Genomic DNA, 17,564 nt, shown 5'->3' on the forward strand with positions numbered 1-17,564 from the left:
TCGGGGTTCGGGGTTCGGGGTTCGGGGTTCGGGGTTCGGGGTTCGGGGTTCGGGGTTCGGGGTTCGGGGTTCGGGGTTCGGGCAGAATGATAAGCGACATAAAATAAGCCGGTTCAAGTAGTTAGCTTCGTTTATTTTAATAAGGACTAACTTGCTCTGTCAGATTTGAACTATAGGACTTTATCAAATCTAACAGTCGCATTTGTGCCATGAGCGGATAAAAAGTGAATTTGAAAGCCTGTTGGGTGGCGCCTTCGGCTTAACCAACCTACATTTTGACGTAGGTCGGATAAGTGGCGGAGCCACGCCATCCGACAAAAATGATGAATTTACCAGAAACAATCTAATTTGCCACGTTAGCGATATATAACTGCTTTACACTGTAAGTTAAACCACTCTATACCGACTATCGGCTGAGTGGCAATTGCGGACATGGATAACCGCAGCTTGGCTGCGTCCTTGCTTGAGCGACTTGTTACGTGTTTATAGCGTGGGGTAAGACAGCTTTTCATTGTGGGCTTCTGCATCATCTTCCCAAATTAGCCGAACAACGTGCTTTCGTTTCGTTTGCATATGAACAGCTGCAATAAGCTCAACGGACTGATGTCTTTCAAGGCTTTCCATCGGAAATTTATCAGAGACTTCCGAATCAATAACCACATCATTTCCTTCGGGAAATTCAATTCTGACATTTCTGGCTGTGGCAGAACCTTTATTCCAAATCTTGAGCCTATATTTACTACTTCCCAGCTTAATAAATGATGCTCCGAGATCCGCACTTTTCTCTTTAACCGCACCTTCATTTTCTTTTTCTAAAAGAAGGTTGTTTAGTTTTTCTTGGCTTTCGACGAGAGATTTTTGCTTTTTGTTAAAACTAACTGTTTGCCAAGTTGCGTAGCCAGATAACAGAAATGCTAACCCGGCTATCACATCGCCCGCGTCAATAGTTACCGGCATCATTTGAACCTTATATTTTTGCTACCAGAAAATGCTTTCTTCAGAGACTTACGAAGTTCTTCAGCAACGTCTTTAACTACCTCTTCCTTCATCTCTGAAAGATGCTCTTCAATATTTTCGCTATTTTCTTGGATTAACTCGTCTTTATTAAACTCTCGCTCACATGACGCGCAAGTCATAATTTGTATTGTCTCATCAGACCCATCTTCATAAGAAAAGTCTGAACAGCCGCATGTAGGGCAAAGCAAGCTTACACTTCTATCGTATTTTTCAGGATTCATCCTATCTCTCCATCATGTAAGGGGCACGTAACGCCGCGTTAAGCGGACAAAAAAATATGGGTTATAATGTGGAGCGAAGCGAAATTTAACCCACTGTTTTTGTTCCGTTTAAACGCCTTGTTAGCAATTTTGTTCGATAGATACTAACTTAAACAGTTTTTCTAACGACTCATTTTCGGAGTCAAAAATAGCAATATTGATTCCAGATTCACTTTTCACACTTGGATAACGTAAGCCTAAAACATTATTTTCATCACTTGTTTTGAAGCGGAACCTAAAGTACTCCGAAATTATCTGAGTTGGAACATATTCAACATGCTCTCGCCCATCTTTTGAAACAGGTAGAGTTAATTCGTTAACAAGAGGCTTCAAAAAGGACAAATGCTGTCTTGTTTCATAATTACTCTCAGAAAATATACTAGGCATAGCGGGCAAGTCTACAAAGTCTATAACTATGATTTCCTTTAAAGTTTGAAACTTTGCAATAGTCCATTTTTCAGCTGTATCAATCACTTCTTTTTCTGCAGTCACTTGATCATAGGCTACATAAAAATATGATATTCCAGCAGGATTCATTCTTCCTGCACTAGCAATACCTTTTGGTGGGACACCTACATCTGAGAATTTAGTAAATGGAGCTTCCCTGTTACTAACCCTTACTCTGTAAAACTCAGTTCCCGCAGGGATCGTCTTCACCAAATTTTCAGAATTACAGAGCTTGCCTAAAGCATCAAGCATACTTGAAATTGGTATATAATCAGGACGACCAGCTGAGAACTCATCTTCTGGTTCACTCAAGAATAAGTATCGGGTCTTAAACAAAACTTGCTCTTTAAAAGCCGACCACCCGTATGATAAAGCATAAGAAGGGCTTTCTATAGACCAATCATTATTTACATGTTCTACTAAATACAAGTTTGGATCACAGCTATCGGCTATATCTTCACAAAAATCACCAGACCAGCCAGGGTCGAATTCACCAATTACTTCATATATATTCGTATCATCCATTAACCACTCTTTTTCTACCCACGGCATATCAACATCTTGAGCATCAGCATAATATTGGAAAATAGTGTCATAAACACGTTCCATCACCACATTATATGGTGCAGAAATCAACTCACCTTCTTCGCTTGTTTCATCACAATATGAACATGTTTTTGCTGATAGATTATCTTTAACTAAACTCATTAATGCTTCATCAACAACACAATCAGCACATATGAATTTATCTAAGCCTGATAATTGTGGAGATTCGTACATTTCTATCATCAAATCTGAATGGTAACCCAATGGTGACTCCTGATTGCTAACAGCTTATTGAACACCGTTTTGGTGGTTTTTAACACACCAAAACGGCGTATATTACATACCATGATAATTTCACCAATAATTACCTTTGTAAACAAGTAATTAAAAGAGGTAGGAATTAAGCATGTTATTCTGCCCCAAAACGGCGTTTAATAATGTTATTGGTCAAAACTAGGCTTCTACTCAAAAAAGCAGTAAAAATTTAACTTTTTCAGTGTCCGGTTATCGCTCTTAGCTGCCTGTTAGGTGAAGTCCTAAGCTTTTATTTGCGTCTTCTATTTGGCGGTCTTTGCCCTGTAATACGTTTTTTATCGCGATCTTTACGCGCTTTGTTAGTGTTTTTGCGGTTGTCTTTTGGTGGCTTATTTAAGTCGGGCTCGTAGCCTTCAAGCCATTGTGGTGTTAAGCGGGTATCAAGCAGTACTTCAATTTCTTCAAGCAGCCATTGCTCATCTAAGCTCACTAGCGACATTGCAAGGCCTTGCTCACCCGCACGTCCTGTACGGCCAATACGGTGCACATAATCTTCGGCTATATATGGTAATTCAAAGTTAATCACATATTTAAGTGCCGGTATGTCTAAACCGCGCGCGGCTACATCGGTGGCCACTAATACACGCGTACTGCCTTCTTTGAAGTTATGAAGAGCGCGGTCGCGAGCACCTTGTGATTTATCACCATGAATAGATTCGGTTTTTAAACCATCTTTACACATTTCTTTGGCAAGCTTATCGGCCATTTGTTTAGTGCGGGTGAATATAAGCACTTGGCGCCAGTTTTTCATACCAATCATGTGCGATACCAGTTCGCGCTTTCTGTCTTCATCTACTGCGTAAATAACTTGTTCAACCTCTACAGCAGCAGAGTTACGCTTATCAACTTCAATAAGCTCGGGATCTTTGAGCAACTTTTTACTCAGCTCAAATACACTGTCATCAAAGGTGGCGGAAAACAGTAAGGTTTGACGATCGCCTGGGATATGACGCAGTATTCGTCTAATTTCGTCAATAAAACCCATATCAAGCATACGGTCTGCTTCATCAAATACTAAAGAGTCCACGCTTGAAAGCACCACACTGCCCTTCACTATGTGATCAAGTAAGCGCCCTGGCGTAGCCACAATAACTTGTGCTGTTTTAAGTGCTTTGATTTGCGGGCCTATACTTGCGCCACCATAAGCGAGTGCGCCCTGAATATCACTACCAAGAGCATATTTTTCGAAGCTGGCGAATACTTGCTGAGCAAGTTCGCGGGTTGGCGTTAAAATAACCACACGCGCAATACCCGGTTCATCTTTTTTAGGAGTATTTAATAGCTTATGCAATAGCGGCAAAACAAAAGCGGCTGTTTTACCTGTGCCGGTTTGCGCACTGCCCATTACATCACTGCCCGCTAAAATCGGCGGAATAGTTTTAATCTGAATAGCGGTTGGTGTGGTGTAATTATTTTGCTCAATCGCGTTTAATAATACAGGGTCGAGATCAAGTGATGAAAATGATGTGGCAGACATAAGCTTGGCTTTAAAATAACAAAGAACGCTATTATACCTGAGCTTTAGTAATAAAAAAGGCGCTAAATAGCGCCTATATAAAATGAAGTATTTAAGCTGGTTTTAATGTGGCTTTACGTTCATTATAAAATGCAATTAAATCATCTACGGTGCTTTGACAGTATTCACGAATACCCGATACCACCATGTGTTTTTCACCAAAACCCACCTTTTCGCCGTTTTCGAGTAAATTAAAGCGCAAGGTTATTTTGCCGCGTTTACCAGCGTATTCAAAGCTTGGCTCAGCAAACTCAAGGGTCGGTGATTTAATATCAATGTTATTAAGATTAATGATCATTGATTCATAAATAATCATAGGCCGCGCAGGGTTTATCATTACCTCTTGCTTGCCCATTAAAGGAATAATTACATGCGGGAACGCAGCACCTGAGAACTCAACATAATTTTTTATTAAACTGTTTGTAAGTGTTGGGCATTTACTGGTTTTACCGTCGCGTTTAACCTTTAAAATTACTTTTTCGCCATGGTTTACATCAAACTCTTCTCCAGGTTGATCTGGAAAATTTAGCTTGGTATTTTCATCAACCATACCGGCAAAGGTAAACTCCATTCGCTCACTAATGCCATAGCGGTCTAACACTAGAGAAAAAAGTAAGTCTCCTGGTGCGCAAAACTTTTTAGCGTCTTTATCATGAAGTGGGTTGTAGTCGTCGGCCACACATTTAGCAAAGCGACAACCTTGCTCACGAGAAATAGTAACATAATCAGCATGCTGCTGATAAAAAGGACTTAACATAGTGTATTCACTGCTTAAACTGCTTATAACCTATCCATACTACCAGAAAAAAATCTTGAGAGGTCGAATCTGTTTAATAAAGGCGAAAAATGATAATTTGCAACTCGCTAATTTACTAAGTAAATTAGGCAAATACGAGTTTAAGGGATTAACTAATGAAGTATTTTTCTTTATTAATATGCGCGGTTTCATTTTTAACTGGCTGTAATAACGTTACTTACACAACCAATATCGACGACGAGGTTTTATCAGAACACGTTTCAAGCCACATTAAAAAACGTGGCCTAGAGCAGTTTTACAGTGTTCAGGACGCTCTTGATAGAGGTGCAAGCCCCCTTGGTGGAATAAAAGGTGAAAGCTGCGATGTATCAGATGATACGCGAACATCCTCAATTAGCTATAACCGTTTGAAATCACAAGCTATAGAATCCCTTAAAAATGATGTGCTTTATTTAGGTGGCAATGCATTTACACTAGAGCAGTGCCAATCAGTATCCCGCTACAATTGTGATTTAGCCGTTATTTGTAGCGGACAAGCCTATAATTATTAATAGCTCAAAATTATATAATTGAGACTATAACGCTATGTAATTCGTTTTCTCTCATTTCCCCTATCAAACAACAAGCTGTATTTGCCAATGACTTTTTATTTTTTAGCTGCCGCTATTTTATGTGTTTTCCCACAGTGTAAACTCACTGTATTTCGCCAACCATTATGGCAATACTTATTGCTGCTAAGTGTTATTACTGCCTATTATCAAGAGTATATAAATTTAAACGCGGTTGCTGTTATAGCTGTTTATGTGGGATTGTTTCACTTTACGCTATTGGCAACCTCAGCGTTAAAACGTAATGTTCTAACGTCTTTATTTATAACAGCCTCACTCGGGTTAGCCTTACATTGGTTTGCGGGTTTTAATAACCTGCCAATTGTTGTTAATGAACAAGTCACCAGTAACGCAATTGCATTTACCCTGTATTCTAATTTCGATAAAGCATTAGCGGGTTTAATGCTGAGCGCTTATTTTTTTGCAAAAAACAAAACGATAAAGCCAGTAACTGTCGGCTACCCTGCTTTAATCATAATTATCACTATTTTAGCGGCGCTTATAACTGCTTTAACGTTAAACCTTGTGGAATTTGCACCAAAAGTACCTGAATTTTGGTTGTTATTTATAGCTATCAATCTACTTTTTACCTGCGTTGCAGAAGAGGCATTATTTAGGGGAGTGATACAAACTAAGCTTTCAAAACTAATAACCCCGGGCAGGTTTGCATTACTGGCACCGGTGATCAGTACTTGTGTATTTTCACTGGCACACTTTTCAGCGGGTACTCATTATATGCTTGTGGCGGCCGTTGCAGGTTTTGGTTATGGCTATATTTACTATAAAACTAGCCGATTAGAATGGGCCATTTTATGTCATTGGCTCGTTAATGTGTTTCACTTTTTCTTATTTACTTACCCTATGCTGGCAACTCCATCTTAAAACTACAGGCATAAAAAAGCCGCTTAAATAAAGCGGCTTTTGAATCTGTAACCACGATTACGCACTTGGGTAATCGCGGTATGCGCGTTCTATCTTTTTAGCCTGCTTTTTAGAAATACCTAAATGGGCAAGCGCGACACGTAAACGTGCACGCGATAGGTCAGACCCTAAAATTTCCATTGCATCTAATACCGAAGTTGATGATGTTTTGCCGGTAATAGCCACAAATATAGGCTCTAAGAAATCTTTAATTTTAAGCTCGTGGAAGGTAGCGACTTCTTTTGCAATTGCAAAAATAGCAGGCTTTTCAAAGCTACGTAAGCCTTCCAGTTGCCATACAAAAAATTGTAATGCTTGGCGAATAACATCTTCGTCAGCTTTACCGGCTGTTAATAGCGCTGGGTCGTAAGTCGGGATACCGCCTACAAAGTGCCCTGCTAAATCAACCATGTCAGAGAGCGTATTTATACGCGTTTTAGCTTCTGGTAATACTTTAGCCAGCATGTCGCCATTAAATTTCCAGTCAACAAAACGCTGCATTAGCTCTGCATCAGTTAGGTTTTCGCGGATCCACATACCGTTTAACCAGCTTAACTTGTCTACGTCGAATACTGGGCCACCAAGCGATACACGCTTCATGTCAAAGTGCTCAATCATCTCATTAAGGGTGAACTTTTCACGCTCATCAGGCATTGACCAACCCATACGGCCTAAGTAGTTTAGTACCGCTTCTGGTAAGTAACCCATTTCTTTGTAGTAATTAATAGACGTTGGGTTTTTACGCTTAGACAGTTTTGATTTATCTGGATTACGCAGTAATGGTAAGTGACCTAGTACGGGCGCTTCCCAACCAAAATCTTCATAAAGTTTTAATAACTTAGGCGCTGAGTTTATCCACTCTTCACCACGGAAAATATGGCTAATTTGCATATGGTGATCATCCACCACGTTAGCTAAAAAGTACGTTGGAAAACCATCCGCTTTTAATAGCACTTGCATGTCTACGTTTTCCCACGGGATCTCAATTTCGTCGCGTAGGTAATCGTTAAACTTAAAGGTACCTTCGCTTGGGATTTTCATACGTATAACGTACGGTTTACCAGCAGCTAGGTTTGCTTTAATTTCGTCTTCTGTATGATTTAAGCCACGACCATCGTATTTAGGACGCAGACCTTCGGCCATTTGCTCTTCACGCATTTGGTCCAGCTCTTCGCTGGTTGCAAAACAATAAAATGCTTTGCCGTCTTCAACTAACTGATGGGCGTATTTTTTATATAAATCACTGCGCTCAGATTGACGGTATGGACCAAACTCACCACCTACATCAGGACCATGATCCCACTCAAGGCCTAACCAGCGTAAGCTATCCATGATTGCTTGTTCAGATTCAGGTGTGCTGCGAACTTGGTCAGTATCTTCAATACGAAGTACAAATTCACCGCCTTGCTGTTTAGCAAAACAGTAGTTAAATAAGGCAATGTAAGCGGTGCCAAGATGCGGGTCACCAGTTGGCGACGGAGCAACACGGGTACGAATTGTCATGGTAATGTCTCTTTTAATAAGTGAGATGGTATGAAATACCAATAAATATTTTAAGCGGCTACTTTGTTTAAGTAAGCAATAATATCGTTTGATTCATAAAGCCATTTTACTTGGCCATCTTGCTCAATACGTAAACAAGGTACTTTAACTTTTCCGCCTTGCTCTAATAGCTCTTGGCGGTATTGCTCATCATTTTTTGCATCGCGTGTTTCAATTTTTAAGCCTTCACGCTTAATTGAACGACGCACTTTTACACAAAAAGGGCATGCTTTGAATTGATAGAGCTTAAATTGTGCGGTTTGCTGATCAAGCTTAGTTTGCTCTTGCGGATCACGTTTTTTGCTACGTGGCGTAAAAACAAAATTAAAAAATAAGATGATACAACCTAAAACCCAGCGAACTAATTTCATCTTCAATACTCTTTACAACAAATTTAAGGTGCAAGATTTTAACACAAAAAAGCGCAACACTATAAGCGGATTATACGTTGCGCTATATCGTTAAAAAAGTGCTTAATTACAACACCACCATATCATCTCTGTGTAGCACTTCCACGCCGCTGTCGTAATCAAGTAAATGGCTGATTTGATTAGAGTGTGCGCCTTTTATTTTATCGATTTCAAGATGACTAAAGCGCGTTAACCCGCGTGCAATAATTTGCTCGTTTACATCAATTAAGTTAATTAAATCTCCACGTTCAAATTCACCTATTGCACGCGTAATGCCTTTAGCAAGTAAACTAGCCCCCTTAGATTGCAATGCATGCACCGCACCGGCATCAATTAAAATTTGGCCACTACTTTTAGGCCCTGCCAATAACCATTTTTTTCGACCATCTTTAGGCGCGGTAAGTTTTAAAAAACGGGTGCCTGGTAGTTGCTCGCTCATGCATTTTAAAATCACATTTTCATCAGCGCCTTTGGCAATAATCACCTCAACCCCAGCCCTTCTGGCAATATCTGCGGCCTGTAATTTGGTTGCCATACCCCCTGTGCCTAGGTTTGTACCGCTGCCACCCGCAAGTTGGCGTAACTCATCATTAATATGGGTAACTTCGTCAATCAAGGTGGCGTTAATGTCGGTGCGCGGATCGCTGGTGAATAACCCTTGTTGGTCGGTCAGTAGCAGTAACTTATCGGCATTGGCTAAAATAGCCACCAATGCCGACAAGTTATCGTTGTCACCTACTTTTATTTCGCTAGTAGCAACCGCGTCGTTTTCATTAATGATCGGCACAACATCGTAATTTAATAGGGCATTGAGGGTATCGCGGGCATTTAAATAGCGCTCTCTGTCGTCAACATCCGCGCGCGTTAGTAGCATTTGTCCGACGTTAACGCCATACAACGCAAATAAGCTTTGCCAAATATGAATGAGCTGCCCTTGCCCAATAGCGGCCAACATTTGTTTATCTATCAATGTGCGCCCACAGGGTTTTAATAACTGTTCTCGACCGGCAGCAACCGCACCGCTTGATACTAAAATAACGTGATGACCTTGCTTTTTTAGCTCACAGCATTGGCGAACAAGTTCCACCATATGTGCTTTGGCTAACTTATCGGTACCGCCAGTGAGTACGCTTGTACCTAGCTTTACAACTACGACCTGATCCCTTTGCATGTTTTTTACTTAGCGCAATAAATGATGCATTTATTTATACCAGTTCGGTATTTTTGAACAAGTAAAAAATATTCAATCACCCCCTCTGCGTGCTAGGATCGCACTATATTCAACCGTTTAAGTTACGCCTTATGCCTGCCAGTTTATGTTTAATTATTGCCACCTTTTTGTGGGGTAGCTCCTTTATTGCACTTAAATACGCGATTGCGATTTATGACCCAGCCTTGGTGATATTTTTACGTATGCTCACCACTTTACTGATTTCGTTATGTTTGTGGCGCTACGTAATTCGCTTTGAATATTTAAAAGGCGATTGGAAGTACTTATTAGGCATGTCGCTGGCAGAGCCTTGCTTGTACTTTTTATTTGAAGGGCATGCAATGGAGTACACTTCAGCGTCTCAGGCGGGGGTGATTGTTTCTTGCTTACCTATTATCGTGGCTTTTTTAGCATTTTTCATGCTCAAAGAGCATATTAGTAAAGCTATTGTGGTGGGTTTTACGCTGTGTATTGGCGGCAGTATTTTACTGACCTTGCTCTCACCGAGTTCAAGCCAAGCCCCAAACCCGTTACTGGGTAACTTTTTAGAATTAATGGCCATGGTGTGCGCGGCATTTTATACCGTGTGTATAAAACATTTAGCCAACCGCTACTCTCCGCTCACACTGATTGCTTTGCAAGGCGTGAGTGGCAGTTTATTTTTTGCTCCGTTTTTATTATTTATTGAGCTACCCAGTGAAAACCAACACGATTTAACCGCACTAATGAGCATTTTGTACTTAGGCTCTTGTGTTACTTTGGGTGGGTACGGCATGTATAACTACGCGATTAGTAAAGTGTCGGTGTTAACCGCTGCAGCTTACTCTAATTTAATCCCTATTTTCACTTTAATTTTGTCAGCCATTATCCTCAACGAAGTACTAACTCTTGGCCAGTGGATCAGCATATTTGTAGTGTTTATAGGCGTAATGATAAGCCAACGCCATCAAGAGCTGGTAGTAGATATTCCTAACTCAACTTCGGGTGAGGATATTTCTGCCGACACTAACCACCTTAAATCGGTACCCGAGGCCAGCGAATCAAAAGGGTAACAGGTTAATAAATACAGCCCTGATTGATGCAAAAAATCGGTGTTGTACTGATTAATTACCTCAACGTGTGTTACTGAATAATGCTGCACTTGGCCATTTTTAAGTTGTAGAGAAAATTGTTCCCCCACTTTAGCGTTTTTTAAAAACGCAAAGTGGGTATCGTTGTGGCCAGCAATAAGTGCTCCTCGCGAGTTACCAAAATCAGCCCCACCTAATTCCCCCGCAGCTAAAAAGTGGCTCGGCGCAAACGCTAAATTTCTACCACTTGCTCCATCAAGCACGGTTAGTCGCTTACTATGCTTTGGCCATATTATTTGTGCCACCGGGTAACTATCAGCATAAAACCACGGCTTAATTTTTTTATTGGGCGATTTAAGGGTCGTTTGCCAAGCTTGCTCTATTAACACTTGTGCAAGCCACGCCTTTGCCTGCATATATGCACCATGGCCAAACAAGCTCAACCCTAAGGCAAGTAAACCTATGCTTAGCCACTTTTTCATTTACAGTGCCTCACTAACAACAGACCACCTAGAAGTAGTAATGCTCCAAACACAATATGCATTTTGCTTTGCCCATCAGTTTGCGGCAAGCGCATACTCATTCCTTGTGGCATAGTATTAGCCACTTGTGTGCTTTGTTTAGCAACTTCTTTAATAGTGGTCTCTTCTATGGCAATAAACGCAGTAAACGGACTAAGTAATTGATGCTCAAGAGCAAGCTGCTGCACTTGCTGTTTTACTATACTTTGTTGGTTGTATAACAATAACGACTTTATTTTTTGACGTGCCCAAAGCTTATCAATTCCTGTGGCTTTTGAACTTGCTTGCGGATTAAGCTTAACCTTAAACTCTCCATGCGCCGTTTGCCCCGTAAAAGTAATTGCATCGGTAGCGTCTAATTTAATAGCCACCATAATAGGCTCAGCAAAATATAGATCAGGCAAAGGTGAGGGCCAAAAATCTAAGCTCTCTCCATTTTTATTTGTTAACGCTAGATTAGTCATCGCCGGGTGAGCAAGTTTATCAAACAACTGCTGCATTTTCGGCTGCACATCATGAGCACTGCTTATAAAGGTGTAAGTTCCCTTGCCTATATCAGCGGCACGACGCATAAAATAACGGTTAGGCGCACTACCAATGCCCACGGTAAATAAACGGCTATCACCTAAGGTATGCGCAATATGTTTAAATAACTGATCTTCGTTACTTACGCTACCATCAGTTAAAAATACAACTTGGCGCACAAACCCTTCAAACTGTGTACCATCAAGTACTGCATCAAGTGCACCTTTTATTTCAGTTCCGCCATCGGCTTGTAAGTTATAAATAAAACGCTCTGCGCGACGTAAATTAAAGTCACTGGCAATTAATGGGGTCTCACTCATTGCTGCAACCTCATTATTAAAACTGACAATATTGAAGCTATCATCACTATCTAATAATGATAATGCGTAAAACAGGGCTTTTTTAGCTTGTTCAATAGACTGCCCATGCATAGATCCCGAGGTATCAACTACAAACACCATCTCACGCGGTAAACGCTGAGATTGAGTAAACTGATCGCTTGGCGGCATTAACATTGCTAACGCATACTGCTCACCATTTTGTGCTTGCTGGGTAAAAAGTGCAGCTTGCGCTTGCGCTATTTGTAGTGGCTTAAACTCCAGTACAAAGTCTCTATTTATGGCTTGCTGTGGTTTTAGCACAATGCTGTATTGCCCAAATGCAGGGTTTTCAATATTAACTTGATGGTACTTAGCGTTTATATCAACCAATTCTAAGCCTATATCCATGTTAATTGTTAAGCTTAAATCGCTGGCATTTGCCGCCTCATTGGTTTGTTTTGTGTAAACAGGGCTTAACCACCCCTGCGGAGTAAACGAAGGTGTGTTAGTGCTTTTTATCGCATGCTTATCTTGATCATCGTTAACTTCCCCTGTTATTGCATGATAGCGTGGCGTCATTGTGGTTGGAAAATGAATCGCAAAGATTCCGTGTTGGTAATCAATAATCTCTTGATACTCAAGCGTTATAACTATTTCTTCTCCTGGCCCTACATTTGCCACATTTGTAATAAACATATTTGCACGCTGCTGTCGCAACAATGAAGCTTGTTTGCCTGCTTTTTTGGCAGCTTGGTACTGTTTTTCAGCTTGGCGTTTTTTTGCTATTTTACCTTTAATAACTCGCTCGCCAATGCGCATGGTCATTGCTTGCACGGCGCTTTCATCGGGTAAAGGAAATACATAACGTGCATTTACGGCAAAAGGGTTTTCATTTATGTAGTGCTGCGTTACTACAACATGATTAATTAGCCCTGTTAGGGTCATTTTTGCATCGCTTTTTAAAATAACCCCAGGGTTAACCGCCACTCCTTGGCTATCAAACAAGGATAGTTTTGGCGACTGTGCATGGCTTTTAAAGCTGGCCAAAAGCACGATAATAATAAAAATAAAAAGGCTTACCTTGGTAAGCACTTTGGTGGGTTTACTCAACATAAATCACTCCATCGAACGCCTTGCGATTAATTGCTTGCTGTTTGGTCAGTCGTTTGATTTAGCGCACGGGTAGTCAGGGTAACGCGTCTGTCAAAAAAGTTATCTTCAAGGGTGTTACTGTTTGCTATGCTTTGCTGCTCGCCAAATGCTTGTGTGCTTAAACGTGTATGGCTAACCCCCTGTTTAATTAAGTAACTTTGTACGGCGTTTACTCTGGCTTTTGAAAGTAATAAATTTGCTTGCTCTGCACCGCGCTGATCGGCAAAGCCACTTAAATCAAGCGCGAGTTGCGGTTGGCTTTTTAATAACGCTACCAATTGATCAAGCTGCTTGGCAAAATGTGGAGCAATATCGCTAGAGCCTGTTTTAAATTGCACCGTCATTGCCAATAAATTATTAAGCTGCGATTGCGTTAGTTGCTCATTTTGCTGCGCCAGTAGTTCAAGTTGCGCCTCTAGGTGACTGTTATGATTAAGTACGTGTTGGTAGTCGTTGGTTTTCTCTGCCATTACAGTTAAAGCTTGCTGCTGCTCAGCAATGGTTTGCTCAGCCACCTTGGCATCGCCAATCAAACCACCAGCAAATGCGCCTACAAACGCGCCAATTGGCCCACCAACAACGCCACCAATAATGGCACCGGTGCTCAGGCCAACAAGTGTTTCTTTTTTTGCTTCTTTTGATGGGGTATCCGCAGCAAATACTGGCGTACAAAAAGTGCTAACAAGTGTGAGTGCGATTAATGTTTTCTTCATGGTCTATTCCTTACTATTAATAATGGTTGGCAAGCTATTGGTTGGCACTTGCGTTGTATTGATAATTTCAATAGCTGTATTAAAACACCGTGAAGTGGCAATAAAGGGGAGTAAAAATGGCAAACTGCTGAGCAATTGTGGCAAAAAAATGGCAATTGCCTTTTTAACCTTACTTAGCACAAAAACTTCGTTATAGTGCGTCTAAGTCAATATGAGTAATTAATAAAAATGAAAAAAATAGCTATCGTTGAAGATGAAACTGCCATTCGCGAAAACTACATAGAAATGCTGAGCGCTCAAGGCTATCAGGTAAGTGGTTATGAAAACCGCCCTCAAGCAGAAGTCGCTTTTAAAGAAGCACTCCCCGATTTAGCCATTGTTGATATTGGCTTAGGCCATGAAATAGATGGCGGCTTTTTACTGTGCCAAACTTTGCGTTCACTTTCTAAAACCTTACCAATTATTTTTTTAACCGCTCGCGACAGCGAAATAGACACCGTATGCGGCCTGCGCATGGGCGCCGATGACTACTTAACCAAAGATATTAGCTTAGCGCATTTAGCCGCGCGTATTGGTGCGTTATTTCGCCGCATGGAAGCATTAGAGCAACCCGCCGATGCCAACGCATTAATAATTCGCGGTCAACTAACACTCGACACGCAACGCATGCAGGTGCTTTGGCAGCAACAGTTGGTTGATTTAACCGTAACTGAGTTTTGGATGCTGCATTCACTCGCCCAACGACCTGGCCACGTTAAAAGCCGTAATGAGTTAATGAGCGATGCTAAAATTTATGTAGACGACAGCACCATTACCTCTCATGTAAAACGCATTCGCAAAAAGTTTATAGCACTCGATAGCCAGTTTGACTGCATTGATACCGTGTATGGCATGGGTTACAGGTGGGAGCAACCCACATGCTAAGATTTGGCCTACGCAGTAAATTTATTCTACTTTCATGCTTTTTGTTTTTGTTGCCATGGTTAGGCTACGAATACGTATGGGAAATGGAAAAGTTTTTACGCCAAGGCCAAGAAAAAACGCTCGTAGGCACTACACGTGCACTGGCAACTGCCCTGCACGAACGACCCGCTTTATTTGACGAACAAACCAACTTTTTAGATCAAGTTGTAAAAGGCCGCGATCTCTATGCTTATAATTTAAAGAGCCCAATTCAACTCGATGGTAAACTCAGCGACTGGGACGCTTACCAATCGCTATTTTGGCTTTATGACAAACGCTACTTACAAACAGCCGATGATAACCATCAGCTAAGCAACTTATCATTTAGCCACATGGTAGGTAAGTTTGATAATTACTTATATGCAGTATTTAAAGTCACTGACGATGCTTTAGTATACCGTGCCAAAAACAGCCTCAGCATTACCAATAACGATTACGTAAAAGTTGGCCTAAAAAACCCCGATGGGCAATTTAATACTTATGTTATTGCTCCGCGCCAAGATGGCTGGGTCAACGCATTTGATGCCAACAGTAAAATGCCTTTTACTAAAATTCAGGGTTTCTTTAAAAAAACTGACACTGGTTACAACCTTGAGCTGCGCTTTCCTTTGAGTATGCTTGGCAATAAACTGGGATTTGCCATTGCCGATGTTGATAGTAAACAACCAAACCAAACCCCTAGTATTATGTCTACATCGAACTTAAATAACCCGAATGATTTAGGTTCGGTACTGGTGCCCTCCCCTGAAATAAACCGTATATTAAAAGGCATGGGACACAGCGGCAGTCGCATATGGGTGGTCGATAATCATCACCGTGTATTAGCGCAATCGGGCAGTATTCAAAATGCCGATGGCGTATGGGCCGATGGGCTAAAAAATCAAGCGCCAAAAACTGCGTGGCAGCGCTTTGAACAGGCCTATTTACATCCTTTGTATTATAAAATTTTAACGCGTCCTGAAGATGAATTTATAGATACCTTACACGATGTAGCTTCAATGCAAGGCGCTCATTTAGCCAAAGCACTGAAAGGTCAACCGGCCTCGTCTTGGCGACTCACTCCCGATAACAAAGCGGTAATATTATCCGCTGCGTATCCTATTTGGATTGAGGATAAGGTTATTGGCGCAGTTATAGCTGAAGAAACCACCAATGGCGTGCGTACACTGCGTAATAAATCGCTGGAAAAACTATTTAATGTGATTTTAGCGGTCATGTTAATTGGCACAGTCACTTTGTTCTTTTTTGCTTCGCGTATATCGAGCCGTATTAGGCGACTACGAGATACAGCAGAGCAAGCCATTGATGCGCAAGGACGAGTAACAGGCCATATAAATTACAGCGATGCCAATGACGAAATTGGCGACCTGTCGCGTAGCTTTTCAAATATAGTGAGCCGACTTGGTGGCTATACCGATTATTTAGAAAATATGTCGTCGCGCTTATCTCACGAGCTGCGCACACCGGTTGCGGTTGTCCGTTCATCTCTTGAAAACTTACAAAGCTTGCAGCAAAGTGAACTGAGTCAAAAATACCTTGAACGTGCCAGCGAAGGGGTTGAGCGCTTAGGGAAAATAATTACCACTATGAGCGAAGCTACCCGCCTTGAGCAAAGTATTCAAAGTAATGAGCCAGAGCAGTTTGATTTACAAAAAGTGATTAGTGGCTGTATGCAGGGCTACCAGCTTACTTATCCTAACCAGTTATTTACACTCAACATTTGCCAAAGCACACTGCCAATGCAAGGTGCCCCTGAATTTATAGCGCAACTGCTCGATAAGCTAATTAATAATGCCTTGGAATTTAGTGAAGCTAACACAGCAATTGAAGTCAGCCTTAAGCAAAATGAAAACAAAGCAACCTTAACGGTAAGTAATACAGGTACTTTATTGCCTGAGGGACTTACTGAACATATTTTTGATTCTATGGTATCGGTGCGCAGCCAACAAATGCAGCAACAACCGCATTTAGGCTTAGGACTTTATATTGTCAGACTGGTGTGTGATTACCACAAAGGTACAGTAACGGCGCACAATAATGAGCAAGGTAATGGGGTGGTATTTACTGTGAGCTTGCCACTTAATAACTAAAGGTTCCCTAGAAGCTATGCCTCTTTTTTTAACAAGCGATACAAAGTATCCATACGCTTATGCGCTTGCTGCACCTTTGCTTGCGCCTCAACTTTTATAGTTAAGATAAGTAGTAACAACAGATAAAAACTAGGCTGAGCTAATACGTCTGGGAACATCAATGAAACAAATGCGATATAAGCAAAACTGCCAAATAATCCCTTAAAAATATCAAAGGGTTTAGATGAGTGTTTTTCAAACTCATCTTCAAGAACTCGTTTTTTTTCAGCTTCGCTTATCGCTAATTTTGCGTTAATTTGTTCTGGTGTCATTAAATTAACTCCTTTTAAGATAAATACAATTATGGATATGCAGCTTTCACTATTAAGAATGATAAGCAAACTCAATTGTATCGCTATTTGGTAAAAGTGACGAGCAAAAAAGGCTGAAACGTCCTGGGGTCTGTTGACCTTTGCGGATTAAAATTTGTTCAAACTAGGGGCGATTTAACCGCGGCGCGAGGTTTGTAACCTAGTGGGCTAAGTAAAAACCGAGCAACAAAGAGTAAATCGCCCCTAGGCAGAACCCGAAGGGCAGCGCCTGTTTGGCATTGATTCTGCGTTATCGCCTATTTATGGGGAATAACCACACCACATAGGCTCTGCCTTGCCTAAATACCAAA

17 protein-coding genes are annotated in these 17,564 nt (G+C 41.2%); 5 read left to right on the forward strand and 12 right to left on the reverse strand.

Annotated features, from left to right (window positions below; all coding sequences use genetic code 11):
- Positions 1-483 precede the first annotated feature (483 nt).
- From AC0L7Q_RS12440 to AC0L7Q_RS12460, 5 genes are all read right to left on the reverse strand, one after another.
- Complete coding sequence (locus AC0L7Q_RS12440; RefSeq protein WP_409423772.1) at positions 484-960, reverse strand: hypothetical protein; 477 nt, start codon at positions 958-960, stop codon at positions 484-486.
- Positions 957-1,238 (reverse strand): ECs_2282 family putative zinc-binding protein, encoded by a 282-nt coding sequence (locus tag AC0L7Q_RS12445; RefSeq protein ID WP_409423773.1) that lies wholly within the window; start codon positions 1,236-1,238, stop codon positions 957-959. The genes AC0L7Q_RS12440 and AC0L7Q_RS12445 overlap by 4 nt, the downstream gene beginning before the upstream one ends.
- A 120-nt stretch (positions 1,239-1,358) precedes the next feature.
- Positions 1,359-2,534 carry a HEPN-associated N-terminal domain-containing protein gene (locus AC0L7Q_RS12450; RefSeq protein WP_409423774.1) on the reverse strand — a complete coding sequence of 392 codons (1,176 nt, stop codon included), beginning with the start codon at positions 2,532-2,534 and terminating at the stop codon, positions 1,359-1,361.
- A 280-nt stretch (positions 2,535-2,814) separates the two neighbouring features.
- Entirely contained in the window at positions 2,815-4,062 is a 1,248-nt protein-coding gene (locus tag AC0L7Q_RS12455) for a DEAD/DEAH box helicase (protein WP_413400703.1), read from the reverse strand.
- Between the two features lie 91 nt (positions 4,063-4,153).
- Positions 4,154-4,858, reverse strand: coding sequence for a DUF3581 domain-containing protein (locus tag AC0L7Q_RS12460; RefSeq protein WP_413400704.1), 705 nt, complete (start codon positions 4,856-4,858; stop codon positions 4,154-4,156).
- Between the two features lie 155 nt (positions 4,859-5,013).
- On the opposite strand from AC0L7Q_RS12460, the gene AC0L7Q_RS12465 reads away from it, so the two are divergent.
- Together AC0L7Q_RS12465 and AC0L7Q_RS12470 are read left to right on the forward strand one after the other, a co-directional pair.
- Positions 5,014-5,409, forward strand: coding sequence for a hypothetical protein (locus AC0L7Q_RS12465; RefSeq protein WP_010387677.1), 396 nt, complete (start codon positions 5,014-5,016; stop codon positions 5,407-5,409).
- Positions 5,410-5,496: 87 nt separating this feature from the next.
- Positions 5,497-6,348, forward strand: a complete 852-nt coding sequence (locus AC0L7Q_RS12470; protein ID WP_413400706.1) for a CPBP family intramembrane glutamic endopeptidase — start codon at positions 5,497-5,499, stop codon at positions 6,346-6,348.
- A gap of 57 nt (positions 6,349-6,405) precedes the next feature.
- On the opposite strand, the gene gltX is transcribed toward AC0L7Q_RS12470, so the two are convergent.
- The 3 genes from gltX to proB all read right to left on the reverse strand — a co-directional run bounded on the left by gltX (position 6,406) and on the right by proB (position 9,510).
- Positions 6,406-7,890 (reverse strand): glutamate--tRNA ligase, encoded by a 1,485-nt coding sequence (gene gltX, locus AC0L7Q_RS12475; RefSeq protein WP_008111109.1) that lies wholly within the window; start codon positions 7,888-7,890, stop codon positions 6,406-6,408.
- A gap of 50 nt (positions 7,891-7,940) precedes the next feature.
- Entirely contained in the window at positions 7,941-8,300 is a 360-nt protein-coding gene (locus AC0L7Q_RS12480) for a glutaredoxin family protein (protein ID WP_008111110.1), read from the reverse strand.
- Between the two features lie 106 nt (positions 8,301-8,406).
- Positions 8,407-9,510: a glutamate 5-kinase gene (gene proB, locus AC0L7Q_RS12485; RefSeq protein WP_413400709.1), complete on the reverse strand. Its 1,104-nt coding sequence runs from the start codon at positions 9,508-9,510 to the stop codon at positions 8,407-8,409.
- Positions 9,511-9,641: 131 nt separating this feature from the next.
- On the opposite strand from proB, the gene AC0L7Q_RS12490 reads away from it, so the two are divergent.
- A complete protein-coding gene (locus AC0L7Q_RS12490; RefSeq protein WP_413400710.1) occupies positions 9,642-10,601 on the forward strand; it encodes a DMT family transporter in 960 nt (319 codons plus the stop codon).
- Here AC0L7Q_RS12490 and AC0L7Q_RS12495 read toward each other — a convergent pair.
- Genes AC0L7Q_RS12495 through pdsO form a run of 3 tightly spaced genes read right to left on the reverse strand, consistent with a single transcriptional unit; the run spans position 10,496 to position 13,850 of the window.
- On the reverse strand, positions 10,496-11,101 hold the full coding sequence (locus AC0L7Q_RS12495; RefSeq protein WP_409423780.1) for a class GN sortase: 606 nt from the start codon (positions 11,099-11,101) through the stop codon (positions 10,496-10,498). The two genes, AC0L7Q_RS12490 and AC0L7Q_RS12495, sit on opposite strands and share 106 nt — an antisense overlap.
- Positions 11,098-13,098 (reverse strand): marine proteobacterial sortase target protein, encoded by a 2,001-nt coding sequence (locus tag AC0L7Q_RS12500; protein ID WP_413400711.1) that lies wholly within the window; start codon positions 13,096-13,098, stop codon positions 11,098-11,100. The genes AC0L7Q_RS12495 and AC0L7Q_RS12500 overlap by 4 nt, the downstream gene beginning before the upstream one ends.
- Positions 13,099-13,124: 26 nt before the next feature.
- A complete protein-coding gene (pdsO, locus tag AC0L7Q_RS12505; RefSeq protein WP_413400712.1) occupies positions 13,125-13,850 on the reverse strand; it encodes a sortase-associated OmpA-like protein PdsO in 726 nt (241 codons plus the stop codon).
- Positions 13,851-14,078: 228 nt separating this feature from the next.
- Here pdsO and pdsR point away from each other — a divergent pair, with 228 nt between their 5' ends.
- Positions 14,079-14,774 carry a proteobacterial dedicated sortase system response regulator gene (pdsR, locus tag AC0L7Q_RS12510; RefSeq protein WP_008111124.1) on the forward strand — a complete coding sequence of 232 codons (696 nt, stop codon included), beginning with the start codon at positions 14,079-14,081 and terminating at the stop codon, positions 14,772-14,774.
- On the forward strand, positions 14,768-16,903 hold the full coding sequence (gene pdsS / locus AC0L7Q_RS12515) for a proteobacterial dedicated sortase system histidine kinase (RefSeq protein ID WP_413400714.1): 2,136 nt from the start codon (positions 14,768-14,770) through the stop codon (positions 16,901-16,903). Before pdsR ends, pdsS begins: the two co-directional genes overlap by 7 nt.
- Positions 16,904-16,917: 14 nt before the next feature.
- Here the strand turns inward: pdsS and AC0L7Q_RS12520 are convergent, their stop codons facing one another.
- The gene (locus tag AC0L7Q_RS12520) at positions 16,918-17,214 is read right to left on the reverse strand and encodes a hypothetical protein (RefSeq protein ID WP_138606914.1); all 297 of its coding nucleotides are present in this window, start codon (positions 17,212-17,214) and stop codon (positions 16,918-16,920) included.
- Positions 17,215-17,564: the final 350 nt, after the last annotated feature.

The organism is Pseudoalteromonas sp. KJ63-1 (genome assembly GCF_055808145.1).

Bases quoted from the DNA above. Each gene is read 5' to 3' on its own strand.
- AC0L7Q_RS12480 (WP_008111110.1), bottom strand. From the start codon at position 8,300: ATGAAATTAGTTCGCTGGGTTTTAGGTTGTATCATCTTATTTTTTAAT.
- proB (WP_413400709.1), bottom strand. From the start codon at position 9,510: ATGCAAAGGGATCAGGTCGTAGTTGTAAAGCTAGGTACAAGCGTACTC.
- AC0L7Q_RS12465 (WP_010387677.1), top strand. From the start codon at position 5,014: ATGAAGTATTTTTCTTTATTAATATGCGCGGTTTCATTTTTAACTGGC.
- AC0L7Q_RS12445 (WP_409423773.1), bottom strand. From the start codon at position 1,238: ATGAATCCTGAAAAATACGATAGAAGTGTAAGCTTGCTTTGCCCTACA.
- pdsO (WP_413400712.1), bottom strand. From the start codon at position 13,850: ATGAAGAAAACATTAATCGCACTCACACTTGTTAGCACTTTTTGTACG.
- AC0L7Q_RS12470 (WP_413400706.1), top strand. From the start codon at position 5,497: ATGACTTTTTATTTTTTAGCTGCCGCTATTTTATGTGTTTTCCCACAG.
- pdsR (WP_008111124.1), top strand. From the start codon at position 14,079: ATGAAAAAAATAGCTATCGTTGAAGATGAAACTGCCATTCGCGAAAAC.
- AC0L7Q_RS12460 (WP_413400704.1), bottom strand. From the start codon at position 4,858: ATGTTAAGTCCTTTTTATCAGCAGCATGCTGATTATGTTACTATTTCT.
- AC0L7Q_RS12440 (WP_409423772.1), bottom strand. From the start codon at position 960: ATGATGCCGGTAACTATTGACGCGGGCGATGTGATAGCCGGGTTAGCA.
- AC0L7Q_RS12520 (WP_138606914.1), bottom strand. From the start codon at position 17,214: ATGACACCAGAACAAATTAACGCAAAATTAGCGATAAGCGAAGCTGAA.
- AC0L7Q_RS12500 (WP_413400711.1), bottom strand. From the start codon at position 13,098: ATGTTGAGTAAACCCACCAAAGTGCTTACCAAGGTAAGCCTTTTTATT.
- pdsS (WP_413400714.1), top strand. From the start codon at position 14,768: ATGCTAAGATTTGGCCTACGCAGTAAATTTATTCTACTTTCATGCTTT.
- AC0L7Q_RS12455 (WP_413400703.1), bottom strand. From the start codon at position 4,062: ATGTCTGCCACATCATTTTCATCACTTGATCTCGACCCTGTATTATTA.
- AC0L7Q_RS12495 (WP_409423780.1), bottom strand. From the start codon at position 11,101: ATGAAAAAGTGGCTAAGCATAGGTTTACTTGCCTTAGGGTTGAGCTTG.
- AC0L7Q_RS12490 (WP_413400710.1), top strand. From the start codon at position 9,642: ATGCCTGCCAGTTTATGTTTAATTATTGCCACCTTTTTGTGGGGTAGC.
- gltX (WP_008111109.1), bottom strand. From the start codon at position 7,890: ATGACAATTCGTACCCGTGTTGCTCCGTCGCCAACTGGTGACCCGCAT.